This is a genomic window from Prosthecomicrobium sp. N25, assembly GCF_037203705.1.
In the GTDB taxonomy this organism is placed as follows: domain Bacteria; phylum Pseudomonadota; class Alphaproteobacteria; order Rhizobiales; family Ancalomicrobiaceae; genus Prosthecodimorpha.
In genome coordinates, this window is the sequence record NZ_JBBCAT010000001.1 from 891,816 (window position 1) to 910,535 (window position 18,720).

The following is an 18,720-nucleotide window of genomic DNA, read 5'->3' on the forward strand; positions in this document are numbered from 1 at the left end:
TTCCGTAGAGGCAGTCAATGAAAATCGTCGAACGACGCTTGATCATGTACGTAATTTCGGGAAAAAATCAAAGTTGAAAAGCATAGAGGGGCGAAGTTGGAATTCCAGACCATGTAAACCGAAAGTACAGAACTGCCCGTTCTAATGGCGACATGTAACTCAGGGACGGGCTCCCGCATGTCGCGATCCCAGGATACTCGGCGGAGTGAGGATCGCAGGCGGCCCGTCCGGGGCGCGCTCGCGGGCGATCGGCGGCTCGCCGTCACCCGCATCGTCACGGCCCTTGCCGCCTTCTCGGCCATTCTGATCGCCCTGAGCCTTCCGCTCGCTTACGCCTACGCGGCCTACGGCCGGCTGGCCGGAGAACTGGAGATCGATGCCCGGCTTCACGCCGGCGAGGCCGCCGTCGAGGCGTCGCAGAATCCGGACTTCTGGAACGCCCTCGCGGGCGGGCCGCTGGTCGCCGGCGTCCAGGCCATCGGGCCGGATGCGCACCTCCACAAGGACCTTCGCCTGCGCTGCTTCGACAGCGAGGGTCGCGTGCTCCTCGAGATTGGGGCGGCGATCCCGACGCCGTGGCCATCCGTCTCTGCCTCGGCGTCCTTTTCGAACGGCCTCGGCCGGATCGAGGTCACGCGCTCGCTGCAGGGAACGATCGAGGCGACCGCCTTCGTCGCCTCGGGCTCGTTCCTTCTCGGCCTGGTGGTTCTCGTCGGCCTCCGCCTCGTGCCCCTCCGCATGCTGGACGAAGCCGTCGAGCGTGCGGCCTACCTGGCGGTGCATGACGTCCTGACCGGGCTGCCGAACCGATCTGTTCTGCAGGACGAGCTGGAGGCCGCGCTTGCCGAGGCCGCGCGGGGGACCACGTCCGTGGCGGTCCTCTACGTCGACCTCGATCACTTCAAGGACGTCAACGACACCTTCGGCCACGCGACGGGCGACGACCTCCTCAAGACGATCGCCGGGCGCCTGCGCGAATCGGTCGGGTACACCGACGTCCTCGCGCGGCTCGGCGGTGACGAGTTCGCCATCCTCCTGCCGGCGGCGGCGTCTCCGGACGTCGTCCGCGACCTCTGCGAGCGCCTGATCGGCCTGGTGAGCCGGCCCGTCCAGGTCAGCGCGCAGATGTGGGTGGACACGGGCCTGAGCATCGGGGTGAGCGTCAGCGAACCGGGGCGGCCGTACAGCGCGAGCGACATGCTCATGAACGCCGACGTGGCCCTCTATGAGGCCAAGGGAGCCGGGCGGGGCACGTACCGGATCTTCGACCCGGGCATGCATGCCGAGATCGCGGCCGAGCGCGCCCTCAAGGCCGACCTGGCGGTCGCCATCGCGGAACGGGAGCTCCAGCTGAGCTACCAGCCCCTGTTCGACCTGGCGACAGGCGCTCTGACCGGCGCCGAGGCCCTGTTGCGCTGGAACCGGCGCGGCCACGGCCCGGTGCCGCCCGACCGCTTCATCCCGCTCGCCGAGGATCTCGGCCTCATCCGCGAACTGGGCGCCACGGTGCTGTTGGACGCCTGCTGCGAGGCCGCCCGCTGGCCCGAGCGGATCGGGATCGCCGTCAACGTGTCCCCGGCCCAGTTCCGGGGCGAGAGCTTCGTCGAGAGCGTGGAGGCTGCGCTGGCGGAGTCGGGCCTCACGCCACAGCGCCTCGAACTGGAACTGACCGAGGGCCTCATCCTCCGCGACACGCGCGAAACCCTCGCCACGCTCGACCGCCTGCGCCGGCTCGGCGTCCGCATCGCCATGGACGACTTCGGGACCGGCTACTCGAGCCTCGGCTACCTGCGCCGATTCCGCTTCGACAAGGTCAAGATCGACCGGATGTTCGTCAGCCAGATCGAGACCGATCCGACATCGATCGCCATCGTCCGCGCGGTGCTCGATCTCTGCGCCGGGATGCGCATGCGCACGAACGCCGAGGGGATCGAGAACGCCCATCAGGCCGAGCTCCTTCGGGCCTGGGGCTGCAACGAGGGCCAGGGCTACCACCTCGGCCGTCCGGGCCCGGGCCAGCGGATCCGCGAGCTGGCGCTGCACGAGGCCAGAGGAGAAATCGTCGACATGAAGAGGAGAGCCTGATGCCCGTCCCCCATAGACGCCGGCTGCGGCGGGCCGCGGTCGCTGCCGCCGCCCTGGCCGCCGCCGTCCTGACCGGCGCCCCGGCCGCCACCGCCCAGACGATCGGGTTCGCCCAGGTCGGGTCGGAGAGCGAGTGGCGTACCACCTTCTCGAAGGACATGGTCCGCGAGGCCGAGAAGCGCCGCGTCACGCTGATCCTGGCCGATGCCCGTCAGAGCGCCGAGCGCCAGGTGGCGACGGTGCGGGAGTTCATCGCCGCCAGGGTCGATGCCATCGTCATCGCGCCCGTGGTCGTCACCGGCTGGGACGCGGTACTGGCCGAGGCCAAGGCCGCCGGCATCCCGGTCTTCATCGCCGACCGGGCGGTGGAATCCGATCCGTCGCTCTTCGTGGCCCGCATCGCGGCCAACTTCAACCTGGAGGGCAAGCTCGCCGGCGCCTGGCTGGCGCAGGCGAGCCGCGGCCGCTGCACCGTGCTGGAACTGCAGGGCACTCCCGGCTCCGCCCCCGCGCTCGAGCGCAAGCGCGGCTTCGAATCCGTGCTCGCCCAGTTCCCCGGCATGAAGATCGTCGCCTCGCAGACCGGCAACTTCACCCGCGAGGGCGGCAAGGCCGTGATGGAGAAGATGATCGCCGCCGGCCTCACCCGCAATCTCTGCGCGGTCTTCGCCCACAACGACGACATGATGATCGGCGCCATCGAGGCGATGCGGGCGCAAGGCCTGGAGCCGGGCCGCGCACCCCTGACGGTCTCGGTGGACGCGGTCACCGAGGCGTTCCGCGCCATGGCGCTCGGCCACCTCAACGCCACGGTCGAGCTCAAGGCGGAGATCGGCGCCTACATCTTCGACGTCGTCCTCGGCTATCTCGCCGGCCGGCGCGACTATCCGAAGTGGGTCCTCATCCCGAGCGACATTCATGCCGGGCCCAACCCTTCCCCGCGCGCAGGACCGGACACGGCGGACCCGGCCAGCCCGAAGAAGGCATCCTTAACCGTCCCTTAATTCGCCCCACTTACCGTTCATCCGGCCCCCACGAGGGACATCGGCGGACGGGGACGGCGGATGGGCGCGAGGCGGATCGAACGGACGTCCGAACCTGTCTTCGACGATCCGCCCTACGAGCCGGACCGGCTCGACCTGCATCTGTCGCCCGAGGACCGGCCGTCGTCCACGAGGCCGGGCCCGGCCCGCCGGCGCCCGCCCCGGGACGCCGGCCATGGCCGCCAGGAGCCGACGCTCTCGGCCTTCGACACCGACATCGTCGCCCGCCGCGAGGACGGCCGGCCGTCGCGTCCCCGCACTCCGGGGCGCGGCCGCTCGTCGGACGGGACCGGCGAGGCGCCCCCGCCGCGCCGGGGCGCGGGCGGAGGCTCCGGCGGGAGCGGACGTCCGGGCCGCCGCCGACGCGGCTTTGTCGGCAGCCTCGTCTACTGGGGCGTCGTCCTCGGCATCTGGAGCCTCGTCGCGGTCGGCGGCGTGATCGCCTACTACGGCTCGCGGCTGCCGCCCACCACCGAATGGGCCGTGCCGAAGCGCCCGCCCAACGTCCGCATCGTCTCGCTCGAAGGCAGCCTGATCGGCAACCGCGGCGACACCGGCGGCGAGGCCGTGAAGCTCAAGGACCTGCCCGCCTACCTCCCCGGCGCCGTGATGGCGATCGAGGACCGGCGCTTCTATTCCCACTGGGGCCTCGACCCCTGGGGCCTTGCCCGCGCGGTCGTCGTCAACGCCACCTCGCGCGGCGTCGCCCAGGGCGGCTCCACCCTGACCCAGCAGCTCGCCAAGAACCTCTTCCTCACGCCCGACCGCACCTTCGGCCGCAAGGTCCAGGAGGTGATCCTGTCGCTCTGGCTCGAGAAGGAATACTCGAAGGACGAGATCCTCGAGATGTACCTGAACCGGGTCTACATGGGCGCCGGCGCCTACGGGGTCGACGCCGCGGCGCGCCGCTACTTCGGCAAGCCCGCCCGCGAGGTGACCGTCATGGAGGCCGCCATGCTGGCCGGGCTCCTGAAGGCCCCGTCCCGCTACGCCCCCTCGCGCAACCCGGACCTCGCCCGCGCCCGCGCCGAGACCGTGCTCGCCAGCATGGTGGCGGCCGGCTTCCTGACCCAGAAGGAGCGCGAGGCGGCCCTCAAGGCCCCGCAGACCATCTTCGCCCGCCCGAACACCGGCAGCGAGAACTATGTCGCCGACTGGGTCATGGACCTGCTGCCCGCCTTCGTCGGCTCGATCGACCACGACATCGTCGTGGAGACCACCATCGACCCCAACCTGCAGCTCCTCGCCGAGGCCGCCCTGCAGGGCGGGCTCGCCCAGTACGGAGACGCGAAGGACGTCAGCCAGGGCGCGCTCGTCTCCATCGACCCCTCCGGGGCCGTCCGCGCGCTCGTCGGCGGCGTCGACTACGAGAAGAGCCAGTACAACCGCGCCGTCACGGCCCGCCGCCAGCCCGGCTCCTCCTTCAAGCCCTTCGTGTACCTCGCCGCGGTGGAATCCGGCCTCGGACCCGACACCGTCCGGGTCGACGAGCCGGTCACCTTCAAGGGCTGGAGCCCGAAGAACTACGAGAAGGGCTACAAGGGGGCGATGACGCTGCGCGACGCGCTCGCCCAGTCGATCAACACGATCGCGGTCAAGCTCGCCGTCGAGGTCGGCCCCCGCAAGGTCGTGTCGACCGCCGAACGCCTGGGCATCACCTCGCCCCTGCAGGCCACCGCCGCCATCGCGCTCGGCTCCTACGAGGTGACGCCGCTCGAGATCACCGGCGCCTACGTGCCCTTCTCGAACGGCGGCTTCGGCGTCGTGCCCCACGTGATCCGCCGCATCACCTCCGACGGCAAGGTCCTGTACGAGCGCCGCGGCACCGGCCCCGGCCGCGTCATCGACCCCGGCCCGCTCGCCGCCATGAACGTCATGCTGGCCGAAACGCTGATCTCCGGGACGGCGAAAAAGGCCCAGATCGGCGGCTGGCCGGCCGGCGGCAAGACCGGCACCAGCCAGGATTTCCGGGACGCCTGGTTCATCGGCTACACCGGCATGCTGACGACCGGCGTCTGGCTCGGCAACGACGACGGCTCGCCGACCAACAAGGCGACCGGCGGCTCCATCGCGGCGACCGTCTGGCAGCGCTACATGGTCGAGGCCCATCGCGGCAAGCCGGTGGTCGAGATCCCCGGCACCTGGCGCCGGCCCGATCCGGTGGCGACCGGCACCGTCCAGTCCGCCCAGCCGCCGAGCTCCGCCGCCTATGCCCAGCCGCTCCCCGGCCCGATCCCGCCCCAGGCGCTCCGCCCGCAACCCCAGCCGGCCCCGGCCGGCGGCGTCGACGGCTTCCTGAAGCGCCTGTTCGGCGGGTGAGGCGGCGAGCCTAGCGGATCCCCTTGCCGGCGATCATCCGGTCCGCCGCCAGCGCCGCGAGGCCCATCACGCAGACCGCCCCGGCGAGCGCCCAGGGCGAGCGGGACACGCCCGCGCCGACCGCGATGCCGACGAGGGCTCCGAAGCTCATCTGCAGGAAGCCGATGAGGGATGAGGCCGAGCCGGCCCGGTCCGGATAGGGCATCAGCGCCGCCGCTTGCGAGAGCGGGAAGGCGACGCCGAGGCCGACCATGTAGACCATCATGGGCAGGACCACCTCGAGCGCGTGCCGCGGCCCGACCACCTGGGCGAGCGCGATGGTGACCCCGCCGGCGGCGAGGAGCCCCGCCCCGGCCGCGATCGCCCGCCGCATGCCGATCCGCACGACGAGCCGCCGCCCGAGCACCGTGCCGCCCATATAGGCGAGCGCGCAACTTCCGAACGCGACCCCGTACGCCACGGTGCCGACGCCGTAATGCTCCTGCAGCACGAAAGAGGAGCCCGAGATGAAGGCGAAGAGGCCGCCGTAGGTGGCCGACACCAGCGCGGCGTGGAGGCGGAAGTATCGCTCGGCGAGCAGCCCCCGGTAGCCGCGCAGGATGTTGCCGATGGAGAGCGGGTCCTCCAGCCGGCGCGGCAGGGTCTCGGGAAGTCGCCGCATCACCAGCACGAAGGCCGCCGCCCCGAACAGGACCGCCCCCATGAAGGTCGCCCGCCACCCGAACGCGACTTCGAGCCCCGCGCCGATCACGGGGGCGACGGCCGGCACGATGCCCATGATCGTGCCCATGCGGGACAGCTCCTGCCCGGCCCGGTTCCCCTCGTAGAGGTCGCGCACCACCGCGCGCGCGAGCACCACCGGCCCCGCGGCCCCGATCGCCTGGATGAAGCGCGCCGCGATCAGTGTCTCGATCGACCAGGCCGCGGCGCACAGCGCCGAGCCGACGATGAAGAGGAGAAGCCCGGCGGCGAGTACCGTCTTGCGGTTCAGTCGGTCCGAGACCGGGCCGTAGAAGATCTGCCCGGTCGCGAAGCCGACGAGGAAGATCGACAGGGTGAGCTGCACCGCCGGGGTGTCGGCCCCGAGCACCCGCCCGATCGCCGGCAGCGACGGCAGATACATGTCGGTCGACATCGGCCCGAGCGACGTGAGAAGCCCGAGCAGGGCCGTGAGCGCGAGGGTGTTGGGCTTGAACAAGGCTCTCGTCCGCCGGCCGCCTCTGGGGAAAGCGGGCGGACCATGGGCGAGCGGACCCGGGATGGCAAGCCGGGCGCGCGCAGGGGAGCCCCTCAGAGATACGCGATGGCGCGGCCGGCCAGCAGCACGGCGACCCAGACCGCGAGCGACAGCCCGCCGTGCAGCCGGAGCCGCGCGGGGCCCGCGCGATGCGCGTAGGTCCGCCGCCGCCAGGCATGGTAGGCCGCCACGTTGGCGAGCCCCACGAGGATCAGGCCGAGCTTCGCCAGGAAGGCCGGGTTCCGCCCGACCGCGGTCGCCTCGGCCGCCAGGAGCACCACGCCGGTCGTGACCTGCAGGACGATGCCGAGGACCGCGAGCGGGATCGCGACCCGCCCCACCGCGTCCGCCGCCTCGGCCCGCCCGCGGATGAGCAGGATGTCCAGCACCGCCATGCCGCCGACCAGCAGCGCCGCCCCCAGCACGTGCAGGAGGTTCGCCGCCGGGTAGAGCCAGCGCGACGAGCGTGCCATCTGGCCGAGGCCGGACGCCTCGAGATCGGCGAGGAGGGCCGCGACCATCGGCGGGCCTCAGCGCAACTCGAAGGTCTTGCCGCCGACCGTGATGCGCTCCGCCCGCATCTCGCGTTCGGTCCGGGTCGACGGGTAGCCTTCGACCGACACCGTCGTGCCCGCCTTCAGCATCTCCGGCGAGAGCCCGCGCGCCTCCATCCGGAAGATGGGCGCGAGCGTCGCCTCCCAGGTGGCACTCTCATGTTTCACCATCAGGTGCACATGCGGGTTCTGCCAGTCCACGTGCTCGACGGGCGCCGTGATGGTGAACTTCTTGGCAGCGTCGTAGCTGCCCCAGCCGTGATGGGCCTGCGCGCCCCCGATCGCGAGGCCCACGCCCGAGAGCCCGAGGAACACCGCCCGCGTCAGCGTCTTCATGTCGAAACCTCCCTGAGGGTCAGAACTCGGTCGTCACCCGCGCCTCGACGGGCGGCGAGGCCGTGCCGTCGAGACGCAGCACCAGCGCCTCCCCGGACTCCGGCACCCGCCCCGTCAGCGCCGTGATGTTCACCTGATGGGTCACCAGCACGATCGGCCCGCCGTCGCGCGGAAGACCGGCCAGGAACGCGCCGAGCCGGTCCGTGGAGGATGCGCGGCGGCCGGGTTCGGCGAAAAAGGAATCGAGCGGTTCGAACGGCTCCGGCGTCCCCAGCCCCAGGAGGGCGGCGGTGTCCCGGGCCCGGCACCAGCGGCTGGTCAGCACCCGGGCCCGCGCCACGCCGGCGGCGCGGAGGCGCTCGCCGAGCCGTCGCGCCTGCGCCCGGCCGGCCTCGCTCAGATTGCGCTGGGTGCCGCAGTCCTCGAGCCGGAACCCCGGCGGGTCGCCGACCCCCGGCGCCAGGGCGTGCCGCATGAGCAGCACCCGGCCGCCGCGCGCGAAGGCCGCGAGCCCGTCCTCCGCCGCGCGCACCGCCGCGCCCGCGGCCAGCACCGCCGCGCCGCCCGCGCCGAGCACCGCCCGCCGGGTGATCCCCCTTGCGCCTGACATGAACCTGTCCATCCCGGGAGAAGCTAGCATCCGGGGCCCCGCCCGCCAGCCCCCGGGCCTTCACGTCCGCGTGCCCGCCATGCCGGGCGCCGTCCATCCGAAATGTTTCGGAGGCTCCCGCCCGGCGAAACGCGATCCTTGGCGGAAGCAATCGGCCGGTCACGCGGCCCCGCTACAACCCGGCCGTTCACCAGGTGGACCCGAGCGCCGATGCCAAGGACGTCGGCGGCGGATCGAGCATCCAATCGAGAAAGGAAAATACCATGAGCCCGGCCCTGACCACGACCTCCGCCCCCTTCGCGTCCGCTCCCGCCGCCGGCTTCTTCGGCCGCGTCGTCGCCGGACTGGCCAAGATCCGGCGCGTCTCGTCGAACCGCCGCCGGGTCAAGGCCCTGCTCGACCTCGACGACCACCTGCTGATGGACCTCGGCCTCACCCGCCGCGACATCGATGCCGCGCTCGCGACCCCCTGGGACGAGGACGCCAGCACGATCCTGGAGCGCCGCACCCGGCGCGCCTGACGGCGCCGAATCGGATCGGCCGCGCTATCCTGGCGCGGCCGGCCCCACGGGCGCCAAGACCCCGGGAGGATCGCTCCCGCCGGGCCGGGGAGGAGATCCCCATGCAGCCCGACCCCGCGCTCGCCGCCACCCTTTACACGGCCGTGCTCTCCGACGTCCTCGACGACCTCGGCTACCGCGACCAGGCCATGAAGCCCTTCGTGCGCCCCGCCGACGAGAGCCTCGTGCTCTTCGGCCGCGCCCGCACGGGCCTCTACGCGACCACCTACTCGGTCGAGCCCGGCGAGAACCCCTACGAACTCGAGATCGCCCTCGTCGACGACCTGAAGCCCGGCGAGGTCCCGGTGCTCGCCTGCGGCGGGCCGACCGACCGGATCGCCCCCTGGGGCGAACTCCTCACCACCGCGTCCAGGGCCCGCGGCGCCGTCGGCTGCGTCACGGACGGCCTCGTCCGCGACCTCCGCCAGATCCGCGCCTTGCGCTTCCCCGTGTTCCACGGCGGCATCGGGCCGCTCGACAGCAAGGGCCGCGCCCGCATGGTCGAGATGGACCGCCCGATCGTCTGCGGCGGTGTCCGCGTCCGCTCCGGCGACCTCGTGTTCGGCGACGTCGATGGCCTGGTCGTGATCCCCGCCGACATCGCCGGGGAGGCGATAGCCCGCGCCCTCGACAAGGTCTCGGCTGAGAACACCACCCGGGCCGAACTGGAACGGGGGGACCTCCTCGCCCACGTGTTCCGGCGCCACGGCGTCCTCTGAGGCGGGGGGAGGGCCCCCACCGGCCGTAAACCATGAGCCTCAACAATGAACGACGTTCAAAATAGGCCTTGAACGACGTTCATTACCGGGTTAGGATCCTGTTGTGAACATTGTTCATGAAGGAGATCGCCCATGTTGAAGGTGTTTCAGACCCTCGTCCGCGGCATGGCCGCGGCTGCCGAGGAGGAGGTGCGGGACCGCCATGCCCTGCCGCTCCTGGACCAGCAGATCCGCGAGGCCGCCGCCGGCATCGAGGCGGCGCGACGGGCCTACGCGCTGGCGACCGCCCAGGACGCCGCCGAGGCGAAGCGCCTCGAGACCGTCCTCGCCTGTCTGGCCGACCTGGAGACGCGGGCGCTCGCCGCGCTCGCCGCCGGCCGCGAGGACCTCGCCTCCGACGCCGCCGAGGCCATCGCCGAGCTCGAGGCCGACCGCGACGCCGGCCGGAAGGCGCGCGAGGCCTTCGCGGCCGAGATTGGCCGCATCCGCCGCCGCGTGCTGGAGGGGGAACGGCGCCTCGCCGCCCTGGAGCGCGGCCGGCGCATCGCCCGGGCCCGCGCCGCCGCCCGCCGCCTCGGCACCGGTGCAACGGCGCCGTCCGGCGAGGGGGCGCTCGCCGACGCGGAGGCGACCCTGCGGCGGCTTCAGGACACCCAGGGCGAGGCCGAGGCGGCCGAGGACGCGCTTGCGGCCCTCGACGCGGAGACCCGCGCCGCCGGCGTCGCCGAGACCCTCGCGCAGAACGGCTTCGGCCCGCCCGTCCGCCCCGGCCGTGCCGACGTCCTCGCCCGCCTGAAGGCCCGGCTCGCCGCCGAAGCCTCCTCCGATCTCCCGTCCTGACCGGTCCCGAAGGGAGCCAGCCCCATGTCCAATCCCGCCTCCGCCGAACACTCCTCCGCCTGGGTGAGCTTCACCTACGCCTCCTTCATCGGCTCGGTCGCCATGATGGTCGGCGGCATCCTCTACCTGCCCCTCGAGATCTGGGTGAAGGGCTACATGCTGATGGGCGTGATGATGCTCATCCAGTCCGCCATCACGGTGACGAAGACGGTCCGGGATGTCCACGAGAGCCGGAAGCTCCTCAACCGCATCGAGGATGCCAAGACCGAGCAGCTTCTCATGCGCATCGACACCGGAAAGTGAGCGATACCGCCGTCTAAACCCCTTGGTGACGCGCGATGCGTAATCTCCGTGTCCCGCGTCATCGCTCCGTCCTCCGGCTCAGCTTGATCGCGCGCCGGATCCAGGCACCCTATCCGTACCCCGAGCGGGCGAGTTCGCCCCGGAGGATCGCCCGATGTCCCGTTCCCTTCTCGCCGAGCGCCGTTTCGCGCCCCTGTTCGCCTGCCAGTTCTTCTCGGCGCTGAACGACAATTTCCTCAAGAACGCCCTGGTGTTCCTGATCCTCTACCACGTGTCGGCCAACTACTCCGCCGCGCTGGTCGCCATCGCGGGCGGCGTGCTGGTCGCGCCCTTCTTCTTCCTCTCCGGCCTCGGCGGCGAGATCGCCGACCGTTTCGACAAGGCGCGAGTCGCCGAGCGGCTGAAGTTCCTGGAGATGTTCGTCGCCGCCATCGCGGTCCTCGGCTTCGCGCTCGCTTCGATCCCGGTCCTCTTCGCCGCGCTCGCCGGCTTCGGCGTCATCGCCGCCCTGTTCGGGCCGGTGAAATACGGCATCCTGCCCGACCACCTCACCGAGGCGGAGCTTCCCGCCGGCAACGCCCTGATCGAGAGCGCCACCTTCATCGCGATCCTGACCGGCACGATCCTCGCCGGCCTGGCCGCGGCCAACGGCGGCGACCCGGCGATTCTCTCCGGCCTCATGCTCGTCTTCGCGGCCCTCTCCTGGGGCGCCGCGCGCCTGATCCCGCCGACCGCCGAGGGGGCTCCGGACCTGGAGATCCAGAGCAACATCCTGGCCTCGACCTTCGGGCTCCTGCGCGACCTGCGGACCGATGCCCGCCTCTGGTGGCTCGGCCTCGCCTCGAGCTGGTTCTGGCTCGTCGGTGCGGTCGTCCTGTCCCTGCTGCCGCCCATGGTGAAGACCTCGCTCGGCGGCTCGGAATCCGTCGTCACCGCCTTCCTCACCATCTTCTCGATCGCCATCGCGCTCGGCTCCGGCCTCGCCTCCTGGCTCTCCGCCCACCGCATCGTGCTGCTGCCCACCGCCATCGGCGCCGTGCTGATGGGCCTGTTCGCCCTCGACCTCGGCTTCGCCCTGACCGGCGTGGCGGCGACCGGGCCGGCCCGCGGCGCCATGGAGATCCTGGCGACCGGTAAGGGCATCCGCATCGCCGTCGACCTCTTCGGCCTCGCGGTGGCGGGCGGGCTCTACATCGTCCCGGCCTTCGCGGCCCTGCAGGCCTGGTCGGAAAAAACCCGCCGCGCCCGCGTCATCGCCGGCAACAACGTGCTGAACGCCGCCTTCATGACCGTCGGTGCCGTGGTGACCGCCGCCCTGCAGGCCGCCGGCCTCGGCGTCGGCGGCATGTTCCTGCTGCTCGGCCTCGCCACCCTGGCGGCCGGCGTCCTGATCTTCCGCACCCTGCCGACGAGCCCCTTCCGCGACCTCCTGTCGATCGTCTACCGCGCCATCTTCCGCCTGGAGGTGCGCGGCCTGGAGAACGTCGCCAAGGCCGGCCCGCGCGCCATCGTGGCGCTCAATCACGTGAGCTTCTTGGACGCCGGCCTCGCCCTCTCGCTCCTCGAGCAGGAGCCGGTCTTCGCCATCGATTCCGGCATCGCCCAGCGCTGGTGGGTGAAGCCCTTCCTGAAGATCACAAAGGCGATGCCGCTCGACCCGACGAAGCCGATGCAGACCCGCACGCTGATCCACGCGGTCAAGAACGGCGACACGCTGATCATCTTCCCCGAAGGCCGCCTGACCGTCACCGGCTCGCTCATGAAGGTCTACGACGGCGCCGGCCTGATCGCCGACAAGGCGGACGCCATGGTGGTCCCGGTCCGCATCGACGGCCTGGAGCGCACCCCCTTCACGCGTCTACAGCGCCACCAGATCCGCCGCCAGCTCTTCCCCAAGGTGGTGGTCACCGTCCTGGAGCCGGTCAAGCTCGATGTCGCGCCGGAGCTGAAGGGCAAGGTCCGCCGCCAGGCCGCCGGCGCGGCGCTCTACCAGGTCATGTCCGACCTCGTCTACCGGACCACCTCCATCGATCGGACGGTCTTCGCCGCGGTGGTCGAGGCCGCCACGCGCCAGGGCAAGGCCCGGGTCGCCGTCGACGACCCGCTGACCGGCTCGCTCTCCTACCGCAAGCTCCTGGCCGGCGCGCGCGTGCTCGGCGAGAAGCTGACGGCCTTCGCCCCCGAGGGCGCCAATGTCGGCGTCCTGCTGCCGAACGCCAACGCGACCGCTGTCGTCGTCCTCGGCCTCATGTCGGCCGCGCGCGTGCCCGCCATGCTCAACTTCTCGGCCGGCGTCACCAACGTGCTCGCCGCCTGCCGCGCCGCCAGGGTCGAGACCGTGGTCACCTCGCGCGCCTTCGTCGACAAGGGCCGCCTCCAGCCCCTCGCCGACGCGATCGGGGCCGCCGGCCTCCGGATCGTCTGGCTCGAGGACGTTCGTCCGACCGTCACCCTGCAGGACCGCCTGCGCGGCCTGTGGCGCTGGCAGGAGCCGCTCGCCGCCCGCCGCCCCGACGAGCCTGCCGCGATCCTCTTCACCTCGGGCTCGGAGGGGACCCCGAAGGGCGTCGTCCTGTCCAGCCGGAACATGCTGGCGAACGCCGCCCAGGCCGCCGCCCGCATCGACTTCGGCCGCACCGACAAGGTGTTCAACGTGCTGCCGCTCTTCCACTCCTTCGGCCTGACGGTCGGCCTGGTCCTGCCGCTGGTGTCCGGGGTGCCGGTCTACCTCTACCCCTCGCCGCTGCACTACCGGATCGTCCCGGAGCTGGTCTACGGCACCAACGCCACGATCCTGTTCGGCACCGACACCTTCCTGGCCGGCTACGCCCGCTCCGCCCACCCCTACGACTTCCGCTCGATCCGCTACGTCGTGGCCGGCGCGGAGCCGGTGAAGGACTCGACCCGCCGGATCTGGATGGAGAAGTTCGGCCTGCGCATCCTGGAGGGCTACGGCGTGACCGAGGCCGCCCCGGTGGTCGCCATCAACACGCCGATGTTCAATCGCTTCGGCACGGTCGGCCGCCTGCTGCCCGGCCTCGAGCACAGGCTCGAGCCCGTGCCGGGGGTCGAGGGCGCCGGGCGGCTCCTGATCCGCGGACCGAACATCATGCTGGGCTACCTCCGGGTCGAGAACCCGGGCGTGCTCGAGCCGCCCCACGAGGGCTGGTACGACACCGGCGACATCGTCGCCATCGACCGCGAGGGCTACGTCGCCATCAAGGGCCGTGCCAAGCGCTTCGCCAAGGTCGGCGGGGAGATGATCAGCCTGGCCGCGGTGGAGACGCTCGCCGCCGAACTCTGGCCCGACACGCTCTCGGCGGTCGCGACCGTGCCCGATCCGAAGAAGGGGGAGCGCCTCGTTTTGGTGACGACCCGCAAGGAGGCCGGGCGCGCCGAGTTCCAGGCCTACGCCAAGTCCAAGGGTGCCTCGGAACTGATGATCCCGTCCGAGTTCGTGGTCGTCGACAAGCTGCCGCTGCTCGGGTCCGGCAAGACGGATTTCGTCGCGGTGACCCGGATGGTGCGGGAGCGCGCCGCGCTCACCGAGGCGGCGGCGTGACGGTGGTCAGGCCTTGAAGGCACGGCGGGCGGCACCCGCCGCGGTCCGCTTCAGGGCATGCTCGGGGACCGCGCGGTCGAAGGCCTCGTGCGTCCCGCGCACGTGATAGCGGCGCAGGTCGTTCTCCTCGGGCAGGACCCTGATGATCTTGCACTCCATCGAGGTGCGCAGCATGTCGTTGCTGTAGACGACCGTTTCGCCGACGGCGTAGAGGGGGCTCATGGGGGGACTCCGGGTAAGAGGGGCCGGCGGAACCCGGCGCAGAAGGGCCCGGACACCGGCTCTGAAAAGAAAAAGGCCCCGCAGCCTTCGGGGCGCGGGGCCTTCAGCGTGTCTCGGGCAGTGGGCGCCGCACCGAGGGGCTCGAGGCACCCCGGCGCGACATCGCGATCAGCCCTGGACCTTGAGGTTGTCGGCAGAGGTCTTGCCGCTGCGACGGTCGGTGACCAGGTCGTAGTCGACCTTCTGGCCATCGCGGAGCTCGCGCAGGCCGGCGCGCTCCACCGCGCTGATGTGCACGAACGCGTCCTTACCGCCGTCGTCCGGCTGGATGAACCCGTAACCCTTATCGAAATTGAACCACTTCACAGTCCCCGAAGCCATGGGAACCTCCTTCGCTCGTCATGTGTGCTCGTCCGCAAGCGGACGGTCGAAAATCGCACTCTCAGTAGGCGATCGAGACTCAGCGCCACTGTTGAAGCGAAGAGCATAGATGCAGGCCAACCTATCGACGGGATTTACATGGACCCTTCCAGCTCGGAATACAAGGCGGCCGACCCAGAAATCGCGAAGGGGAGCGACCGCGCCCGATCGATAGGCCCGGTCGCGCGGCTCCGCCCGGGCGTCCTCAGCCCTTGAGCTTGGCCGCGATCTTCGTCACGTGCGCGCCCTGGTATCGCGCCCCCGCGAGCTCGATTTCGCTCGGCATGCGGCTGCCGTCGCCGCCCGTGATCGTCGAGGCGCCGTAGGGCGAGCCGCCCTTGATCTCGTCGAGACCGGTCTGCCCTGCGAAGGCGTAGGGCAGGCCGACCACCACCATCCCGTGATGCATCAGGGTCGGAATGAAGGTCAGGATTGTCGATTCCTGCCCGCCGTGCTGCGTCGCCGTGGAGGTGAATACCGAGCCGACCTTGCCGATCAGGGCGCCGTTCGCCCACAGGCCGCCGGTCTGGTCGAGGAAGTTCCGCATCTGGGCCGTCATGTTGCCGAATCGCGTGCCCGTCCCAAAGATGATGGCGTCGTACTGCGGCAGTTCGTCGACGGTCGCGATCGGGGCCGCCTGGTCGAGCTTGAAATGCGACTTCTGCGCAATCTCCAGCGGCACCAGCTCCGGCACCCGCTTGATCGTCGCCTCGCCGCCCGCCTCGCGGACGCCCTCCGCGACCGCCTGCGCCATCGCCTCGATATGTCCGTAAGACGAATAGTAGAGCACCAGAACCTGGGTCATCGCGTCTCTCCTCGGGGTCGTCGTCTATCGGTGAGGTCCGACCGGTCCCCGGCGATATGGCGCAGCACGAGCGGGGCGGGAACGCCCGGGCGGCTGGACGCATTGTTCGCAATTCCCCGACAATGGACCGGAACGCGGCACGGGCCTCCGGAACTGCGCCGCGGCGCCCGGTGTTCCGCCCGCGTTAACGCTCGCTGTTGCTGGAATGCCATAAGTTGGACGGATCGTGACTTCGCCGCATTTCCGCAAGGATCCGGACCAACCCTCATGGCGTTGTCACCGGTACCTGAGACACCAGGAAGGGGAAACAAGAATGTCCGGACGGTTCGGGATCTCGCGGCGTGTCTTCATCGCCGGCATGCCGCTGGCGCTCGCCGGCTGCCAGACGGCGCGCATGGAGGGTCGGCCCGTCGTCGCGGCGCTGCCGCATGTGGACCCCTACTATGCCGAGATGTACGGCCCCCTGGACGACGGCCGCTTCACCGTGGCGGCGATGGACGTCTCCAGGATCGACCGCGAGTGGCTGCGCCAGCGCGTCGACTATGACGGTCCGGAGCGCCCGGGCACCGTGGTCGTCGACCCGGACGGCCGCCACCTCTACCTCGTCGGCGACGACGGCACCGCCATGCGGTACGGCATCGGCGTCGGCCGCGAGGGCTTCGCCTGGTCGGGTTCGGCCGTCATCAGGCGCAAGGCCGTATGGCCCACCTGGACCCCGCCGGCCGCCATGGTGGCCCGCGACGAACGCGCCCGCGAGTGGGCCTCCGGCATGCCGGGCGGCCCGGAAAATCCGCTCGGCGCCCGCGCCCTCTACCTCTACCAGGGCGACCGCGACACCCTCTACCGCATCCACGGCACCTCCGAGCCCTGGAGCATCGGCCAGGCCGTCTCGTCCGGCTGCATCCGCCTTTTCAACCACGACATCATCGACCTGCACCGCCGCGTCCCGACCGGCACGCGCGTGGTGGTGATGCCGAGCACGGGCGTCTGACGGCGCCGCGCCGGGCCGGCGATCCGGCGGCCGGCGTCACGGCCGCCCGGCCGATCCCCGGGCAGCTCAGCCGAGGGGCGCCCGGTGCAGCCGCCCGGCCTCGACCTCGAAGGCCTCGGCCCGCTCGCCGAGCGGGGCGAACACGGAGAGGTCCGTGCCCGTCATCCAGCATTGGCCGCCGAGCCGGTCGAGGACCTCGAAGAGCGCCGCCCGCCGGCGCTGGTCCAGATGGGCGGCGATCTCGTCGAGGAGGATGACCGGCGCCCGCCCGAGGGTCGCCCCGACGAGGCGGGCATGGGCGAGCACCAGGCCGATCAGCAGGGCCTTCTGCTCGCCGGTCGACGAGAGTTCCGCCGGCATCGCCTTCGGCCCGTGCTGGACCCTGAGGTCCGCCCGGTGCGGCCCGTCGAGCGTGCGCCCGGAGGCCCGGTCGCGCGCCCGGCCCGCGGCCAGGATCTCCCGGTAGCGATCCTCGACGACCCCGGCCGGCCCGCCGGCCGCCGCCAGCGCCTCGAGTTCGCCTTCGAGCGCCAGCTCCGCATGCGGGAACGCGGCGGTCTCCTCCCGGGTCGCCGCGACGAGCCCGGCGAGGCACGACACCGTCTCCACCCGCGCCGCCGCGATGGCCGCGCCGAGCTCCGCCATCTGGGCCTCGACGGCCCCGATCCAGGCGACGTCCCAGGCCTCCTCCTCGAGCAGCCGGTTGCGCCCGCGCATCGCCCGCTCGAAGGCCGAGACGCGGGACCCGTGCCCCGGATCGAGCGCCAGCACGAGCCGGTCGAGGAAGCGCCGCCGGTCCGACGCGGGGCCGGTGAAGAGACCGTCGGAGGCCGGCGTCAGCCAGAGAACGCGCACATGGTCGAGCATCGCCTCGGCGCTCCGGGCCGGCTCGCCGTCGATGCGCACCTTGCGCGCCGCGCCGTCCTCGTCGGGCTCCGTCACCCCCGTCCCGATCCGGACCTCGCCGTCCGGCCCCTCGAGGGTCGCCGCGACCGCGAAGCCGCCCGGCCCGCCCGCCCGCGCCATCTCGGCCTGCGTCGCACGCCGGAATCCGCGCCCGGGCGACAGGAGCGAGACGGCCTCCATGAGGTTGGTCTTGCCGGCCCCGTTCTCGCCCGCCAGCACCACGTGGCGCCCGTCGAGGTCGAGCGCGAGCGTCGCATAGTTGCGGAAGTCGGTCAGCCGCAGCCCGGTCAGCGCCACGCGCGCCGGCCGCGGCTCCGCCTCCGGTCCCGTCCCCGCCGCGCCGCGCCGGACCGGCAGGGCCGTCATATCTTGAAGACCGAGTCCGCCGCGGACCGTGATTTCCGCCGCGCCTCGACGGCCGCCCTGAGCCGCGCGACCTCCGCCTCCAGGATCGCGATCCGCTCCTCCAGGTCCCCGACGGAGAGCAGCGACAGGTCCTGCCCGACCTCGTGCGCCGGCTTCTTCTTCGGCCTGTCGTCCTCCAGGAAAGCCATCCGCGTCGTCTCCGCCTCTCGTCCCCGTCCAAGATATACTGGCCGCCGCTTCGGGCCACAAATGGGCGGCCCGAAAGCCCGGCCCTTGGCGTCGCCGCGGCGGCTCGCCTATTTTCGTGCCATGCCCGAGGTGATTCTCTACATCGCGCATTCGGTCGACGGCTTCATCGCCGACCGCGACGGCGGCATCGGCTTCCTGAAGCCCTTCGACGGCTGGGACTTCGGCTACGACGCCTTCTACGGACGCGTCGACGCCCTGGTGATGGGCCGGAAGACCTACCAGGACTGCCGCACCTTCCCGGAGTGGCCCTACCGCGGCCGCCCGGTCGTGGTCATGACCAAGGGTCCGCCCCTCGACGGCGACGGCCTCGCCGTCTTCGACGATCGCACCCCGCAGGAGATCCTGATCGACCTGGAGCATGCCGGCCGCCGCCGCGTCTGGGTGGTCGGCGGCGGCGGACCGGTCCGCGCCTTCCTGGACGCCAAACTCCTGAAGCGGATCATCCTCTTCCAGATCCCGGTCATCCTCGGCAACGGCGCGCCGCTCTGGCCGCCGGGCCGGCGCAAGGTCGACCTGAAGCTCCGGCGTGCGACGACGCATCTGAACGGCGTGGTCGAAACCGAGTACGAAATCGGCTAGACCTCGGCTCCAAC

Annotated in this window: 19 protein-coding genes; 10 read left to right on the plus strand and 9 right to left on the minus strand. The window is 71.5% G+C overall.

Going from position 1 to position 18,720, the window contains the following annotated elements:
* The first annotated feature begins 177 nt into the window (after nucleotides 1-177).
* From WBG79_RS04090 to WBG79_RS04100, 3 genes are read left to right on the plus strand one after another with little or no spacing between them, the layout of a single operon-like run.
* Nucleotides 178-2,085 carry a putative bifunctional diguanylate cyclase/phosphodiesterase gene (locus WBG79_RS04090; protein ID WP_337355831.1) on the plus strand — a complete coding sequence of 636 codons (1,908 nt, stop codon included), beginning with the start codon at nucleotides 178-180 and terminating at the stop codon, nucleotides 2,083-2,085.
* The gene (locus WBG79_RS04095; protein ID WP_337355832.1) at nucleotides 2,085-3,089 is read left to right on the plus strand and encodes an ABC transporter substrate-binding protein; all 1,005 of its coding nucleotides are present in this window, start codon (nucleotides 2,085-2,087) and stop codon (nucleotides 3,087-3,089) included. The genes WBG79_RS04090 and WBG79_RS04095 overlap by 1 nt, the downstream gene beginning before the upstream one ends.
* Before the next feature lie 60 nt (nucleotides 3,090-3,149).
* A complete protein-coding gene (locus tag WBG79_RS04100; RefSeq protein WP_337355833.1) occupies nucleotides 3,150-5,447 on the plus strand; it encodes a transglycosylase domain-containing protein in 2,298 nt (765 codons plus the stop codon).
* Nucleotides 5,448-5,457: 10 nt separating this feature from the next.
* Here WBG79_RS04100 and WBG79_RS04105 read toward each other — a convergent pair whose 3' ends face one another.
* From WBG79_RS04105 to WBG79_RS04120, 4 genes are all read right to left on the minus strand, one after another.
* A complete protein-coding gene (locus WBG79_RS04105; RefSeq protein WP_337355834.1) occupies nucleotides 5,458-6,645 on the minus strand; it encodes a multidrug effflux MFS transporter in 1,188 nt (395 codons plus the stop codon).
* A gap of 92 nt (nucleotides 6,646-6,737) precedes the next feature.
* Nucleotides 6,738-7,205, minus strand: a complete 468-nt coding sequence (locus WBG79_RS04110; RefSeq protein ID WP_337355835.1) for a hypothetical protein — start codon at nucleotides 7,203-7,205, stop codon at nucleotides 6,738-6,740.
* Between the two features lie 9 nt (nucleotides 7,206-7,214).
* The gene (locus WBG79_RS04115; RefSeq protein ID WP_337355836.1) at nucleotides 7,215-7,574 is read right to left on the minus strand and encodes a DUF6152 family protein; all 360 of its coding nucleotides are present in this window, start codon (nucleotides 7,572-7,574) and stop codon (nucleotides 7,215-7,217) included.
* Between the two features lie 19 nt (nucleotides 7,575-7,593).
* Nucleotides 7,594-8,184, minus strand: a complete 591-nt coding sequence (locus WBG79_RS04120; RefSeq protein ID WP_337355837.1) for a histidine phosphatase family protein — start codon at nucleotides 8,182-8,184, stop codon at nucleotides 7,594-7,596.
* Nucleotides 8,185-8,447: 263 nt separating this feature from the next.
* Between WBG79_RS04120 and WBG79_RS04125 the strand changes: the two genes are divergently transcribed.
* From WBG79_RS04125 to WBG79_RS04145, 5 genes are all read left to right on the plus strand, one after another.
* Entirely contained in the window at nucleotides 8,448-8,705 is a 258-nt protein-coding gene (locus tag WBG79_RS04125; protein WP_337355838.1) for a DUF1127 domain-containing protein, read from the plus strand.
* A 101-nt stretch (nucleotides 8,706-8,806) separates the two neighbouring features.
* A complete protein-coding gene (locus WBG79_RS04130; RefSeq protein WP_337355839.1) occupies nucleotides 8,807-9,463 on the plus strand; it encodes an RraA family protein in 657 nt (218 codons plus the stop codon).
* A gap of 132 nt (nucleotides 9,464-9,595) precedes the next feature.
* Nucleotides 9,596-10,303 (plus strand): PspA/IM30 family protein, encoded by a 708-nt coding sequence (locus tag WBG79_RS04135; protein ID WP_337355840.1) that lies wholly within the window; start codon nucleotides 9,596-9,598, stop codon nucleotides 10,301-10,303.
* Nucleotides 10,304-10,327: 24 nt separating this feature from the next.
* Nucleotides 10,328-10,606, plus strand: coding sequence for a YiaA/YiaB family inner membrane protein (locus tag WBG79_RS04140; RefSeq protein ID WP_337355841.1), 279 nt, complete (start codon nucleotides 10,328-10,330; stop codon nucleotides 10,604-10,606).
* Between the two features lie 154 nt (nucleotides 10,607-10,760).
* A complete protein-coding gene (locus WBG79_RS04145; RefSeq protein ID WP_337355842.1) occupies nucleotides 10,761-14,168 on the plus strand; it encodes an acyl-[ACP]--phospholipid O-acyltransferase in 3,408 nt (1,135 codons plus the stop codon).
* Between the two features lie 6 nt (nucleotides 14,169-14,174).
* Here WBG79_RS04145 and WBG79_RS04150 read toward each other — a convergent pair whose 3' ends face one another.
* From WBG79_RS04150 to wrbA, 3 genes are all read right to left on the minus strand, one after another.
* Entirely contained in the window at nucleotides 14,175-14,390 is a 216-nt protein-coding gene (locus tag WBG79_RS04150; protein ID WP_337355843.1) for a hypothetical protein, read from the minus strand.
* A gap of 168 nt (nucleotides 14,391-14,558) precedes the next feature.
* The gene (locus WBG79_RS04155; protein ID WP_337355844.1) at nucleotides 14,559-14,771 is read right to left on the minus strand and encodes a cold-shock protein; all 213 of its coding nucleotides are present in this window, start codon (nucleotides 14,769-14,771) and stop codon (nucleotides 14,559-14,561) included.
* Between the two features lie 244 nt (nucleotides 14,772-15,015).
* Nucleotides 15,016-15,615, minus strand: a complete 600-nt coding sequence (wrbA, locus tag WBG79_RS04160; protein WP_337355845.1) for an NAD(P)H:quinone oxidoreductase — start codon at nucleotides 15,613-15,615, stop codon at nucleotides 15,016-15,018.
* Nucleotides 15,616-15,928: 313 nt separating this feature from the next.
* Between wrbA and WBG79_RS04165 the strand changes: the two genes are divergently transcribed.
* Entirely contained in the window at nucleotides 15,929-16,606 is a 678-nt protein-coding gene (locus tag WBG79_RS04165) for a L,D-transpeptidase (RefSeq protein ID WP_337355846.1), read from the plus strand.
* Between the two features lie 66 nt (nucleotides 16,607-16,672).
* Here the strand turns inward: WBG79_RS04165 and recF are convergent, their stop codons facing one another.
* Both recF and WBG79_RS04175 read right to left on the minus strand, forming a co-directional pair.
* Complete coding sequence (recF, locus tag WBG79_RS04170) at nucleotides 16,673-17,878, minus strand: DNA replication/repair protein RecF (protein WP_337355847.1); 1,206 nt, start codon at nucleotides 17,876-17,878, stop codon at nucleotides 16,673-16,675.
* The gene (locus tag WBG79_RS04175) at nucleotides 17,875-18,066 is read right to left on the minus strand and encodes a DUF1192 domain-containing protein (RefSeq protein WP_337355848.1); all 192 of its coding nucleotides are present in this window, start codon (nucleotides 18,064-18,066) and stop codon (nucleotides 17,875-17,877) included. The genes recF and WBG79_RS04175 overlap by 4 nt, the downstream gene beginning before the upstream one ends.
* A gap of 85 nt (nucleotides 18,067-18,151) precedes the next feature.
* Between WBG79_RS04175 and WBG79_RS04180 the strand changes: the two genes are divergently transcribed.
* Nucleotides 18,152-18,706 carry a dihydrofolate reductase family protein gene (locus tag WBG79_RS04180; protein ID WP_337355849.1) on the plus strand — a complete coding sequence of 185 codons (555 nt, stop codon included), beginning with the start codon at nucleotides 18,152-18,154 and terminating at the stop codon, nucleotides 18,704-18,706.
* Nucleotides 18,707-18,720 lie beyond the last annotated feature (14 nt).

What these genes read in the sequence shown, in the direction of transcription:
- WBG79_RS04090 (WP_337355831.1), top strand. Translation starts at nt 178, where the DNA reads ATGTCGCGATCCCAGGATACTCGGCGGAGTGAGGATCGCAGGCGGCCC.
- WBG79_RS04095 (WP_337355832.1), top strand. Translation starts at nt 2,085, where the DNA reads ATGCCCGTCCCCCATAGACGCCGGCTGCGGCGGGCCGCGGTCGCTGCC.
- WBG79_RS04100 (WP_337355833.1), top strand. Translation starts at nt 3,150, where the DNA reads ATGGGCGCGAGGCGGATCGAACGGACGTCCGAACCTGTCTTCGACGAT.
- WBG79_RS04110 (WP_337355835.1), bottom strand. Translation starts at nt 7,205, where the DNA reads ATGGTCGCGGCCCTCCTCGCCGATCTCGAGGCGTCCGGCCTCGGCCAG.
- WBG79_RS04115 (WP_337355836.1), bottom strand. Translation starts at nt 7,574, where the DNA reads ATGAAGACGCTGACGCGGGCGGTGTTCCTCGGGCTCTCGGGCGTGGGC.
- WBG79_RS04120 (WP_337355837.1), bottom strand. Translation starts at nt 8,184, where the DNA reads ATGTCAGGCGCAAGGGGGATCACCCGGCGGGCGGTGCTCGGCGCGGGC.
- WBG79_RS04125 (WP_337355838.1), top strand. Translation starts at nt 8,448, where the DNA reads ATGAGCCCGGCCCTGACCACGACCTCCGCCCCCTTCGCGTCCGCTCCC.
- WBG79_RS04130 (WP_337355839.1), top strand. Translation starts at nt 8,807, where the DNA reads ATGCAGCCCGACCCCGCGCTCGCCGCCACCCTTTACACGGCCGTGCTC.
- WBG79_RS04135 (WP_337355840.1), top strand. Translation starts at nt 9,596, where the DNA reads ATGTTGAAGGTGTTTCAGACCCTCGTCCGCGGCATGGCCGCGGCTGCC.
- WBG79_RS04140 (WP_337355841.1), top strand. Translation starts at nt 10,328, where the DNA reads ATGTCCAATCCCGCCTCCGCCGAACACTCCTCCGCCTGGGTGAGCTTC.
- WBG79_RS04145 (WP_337355842.1), top strand. Translation starts at nt 10,761, where the DNA reads ATGTCCCGTTCCCTTCTCGCCGAGCGCCGTTTCGCGCCCCTGTTCGCC.
- WBG79_RS04150 (WP_337355843.1), bottom strand. Translation starts at nt 14,390, where the DNA reads ATGAGCCCCCTCTACGCCGTCGGCGAAACGGTCGTCTACAGCAACGAC.
- WBG79_RS04155 (WP_337355844.1), bottom strand. Translation starts at nt 14,771, where the DNA reads ATGGCTTCGGGGACTGTGAAGTGGTTCAATTTCGATAAGGGTTACGGG.
- wrbA (WP_337355845.1), bottom strand. Translation starts at nt 15,615, where the DNA reads ATGACCCAGGTTCTGGTGCTCTACTATTCGTCTTACGGACATATCGAG.
- WBG79_RS04165 (WP_337355846.1), top strand. Translation starts at nt 15,929, where the DNA reads ATGTCCGGACGGTTCGGGATCTCGCGGCGTGTCTTCATCGCCGGCATG.
- recF (WP_337355847.1), bottom strand. Translation starts at nt 17,878, where the DNA reads ATGACGGCCCTGCCGGTCCGGCGCGGCGCGGCGGGGACGGGACCGGAG.
- WBG79_RS04175 (WP_337355848.1), bottom strand. Translation starts at nt 18,066, where the DNA reads ATGGCTTTCCTGGAGGACGACAGGCCGAAGAAGAAGCCGGCGCACGAG.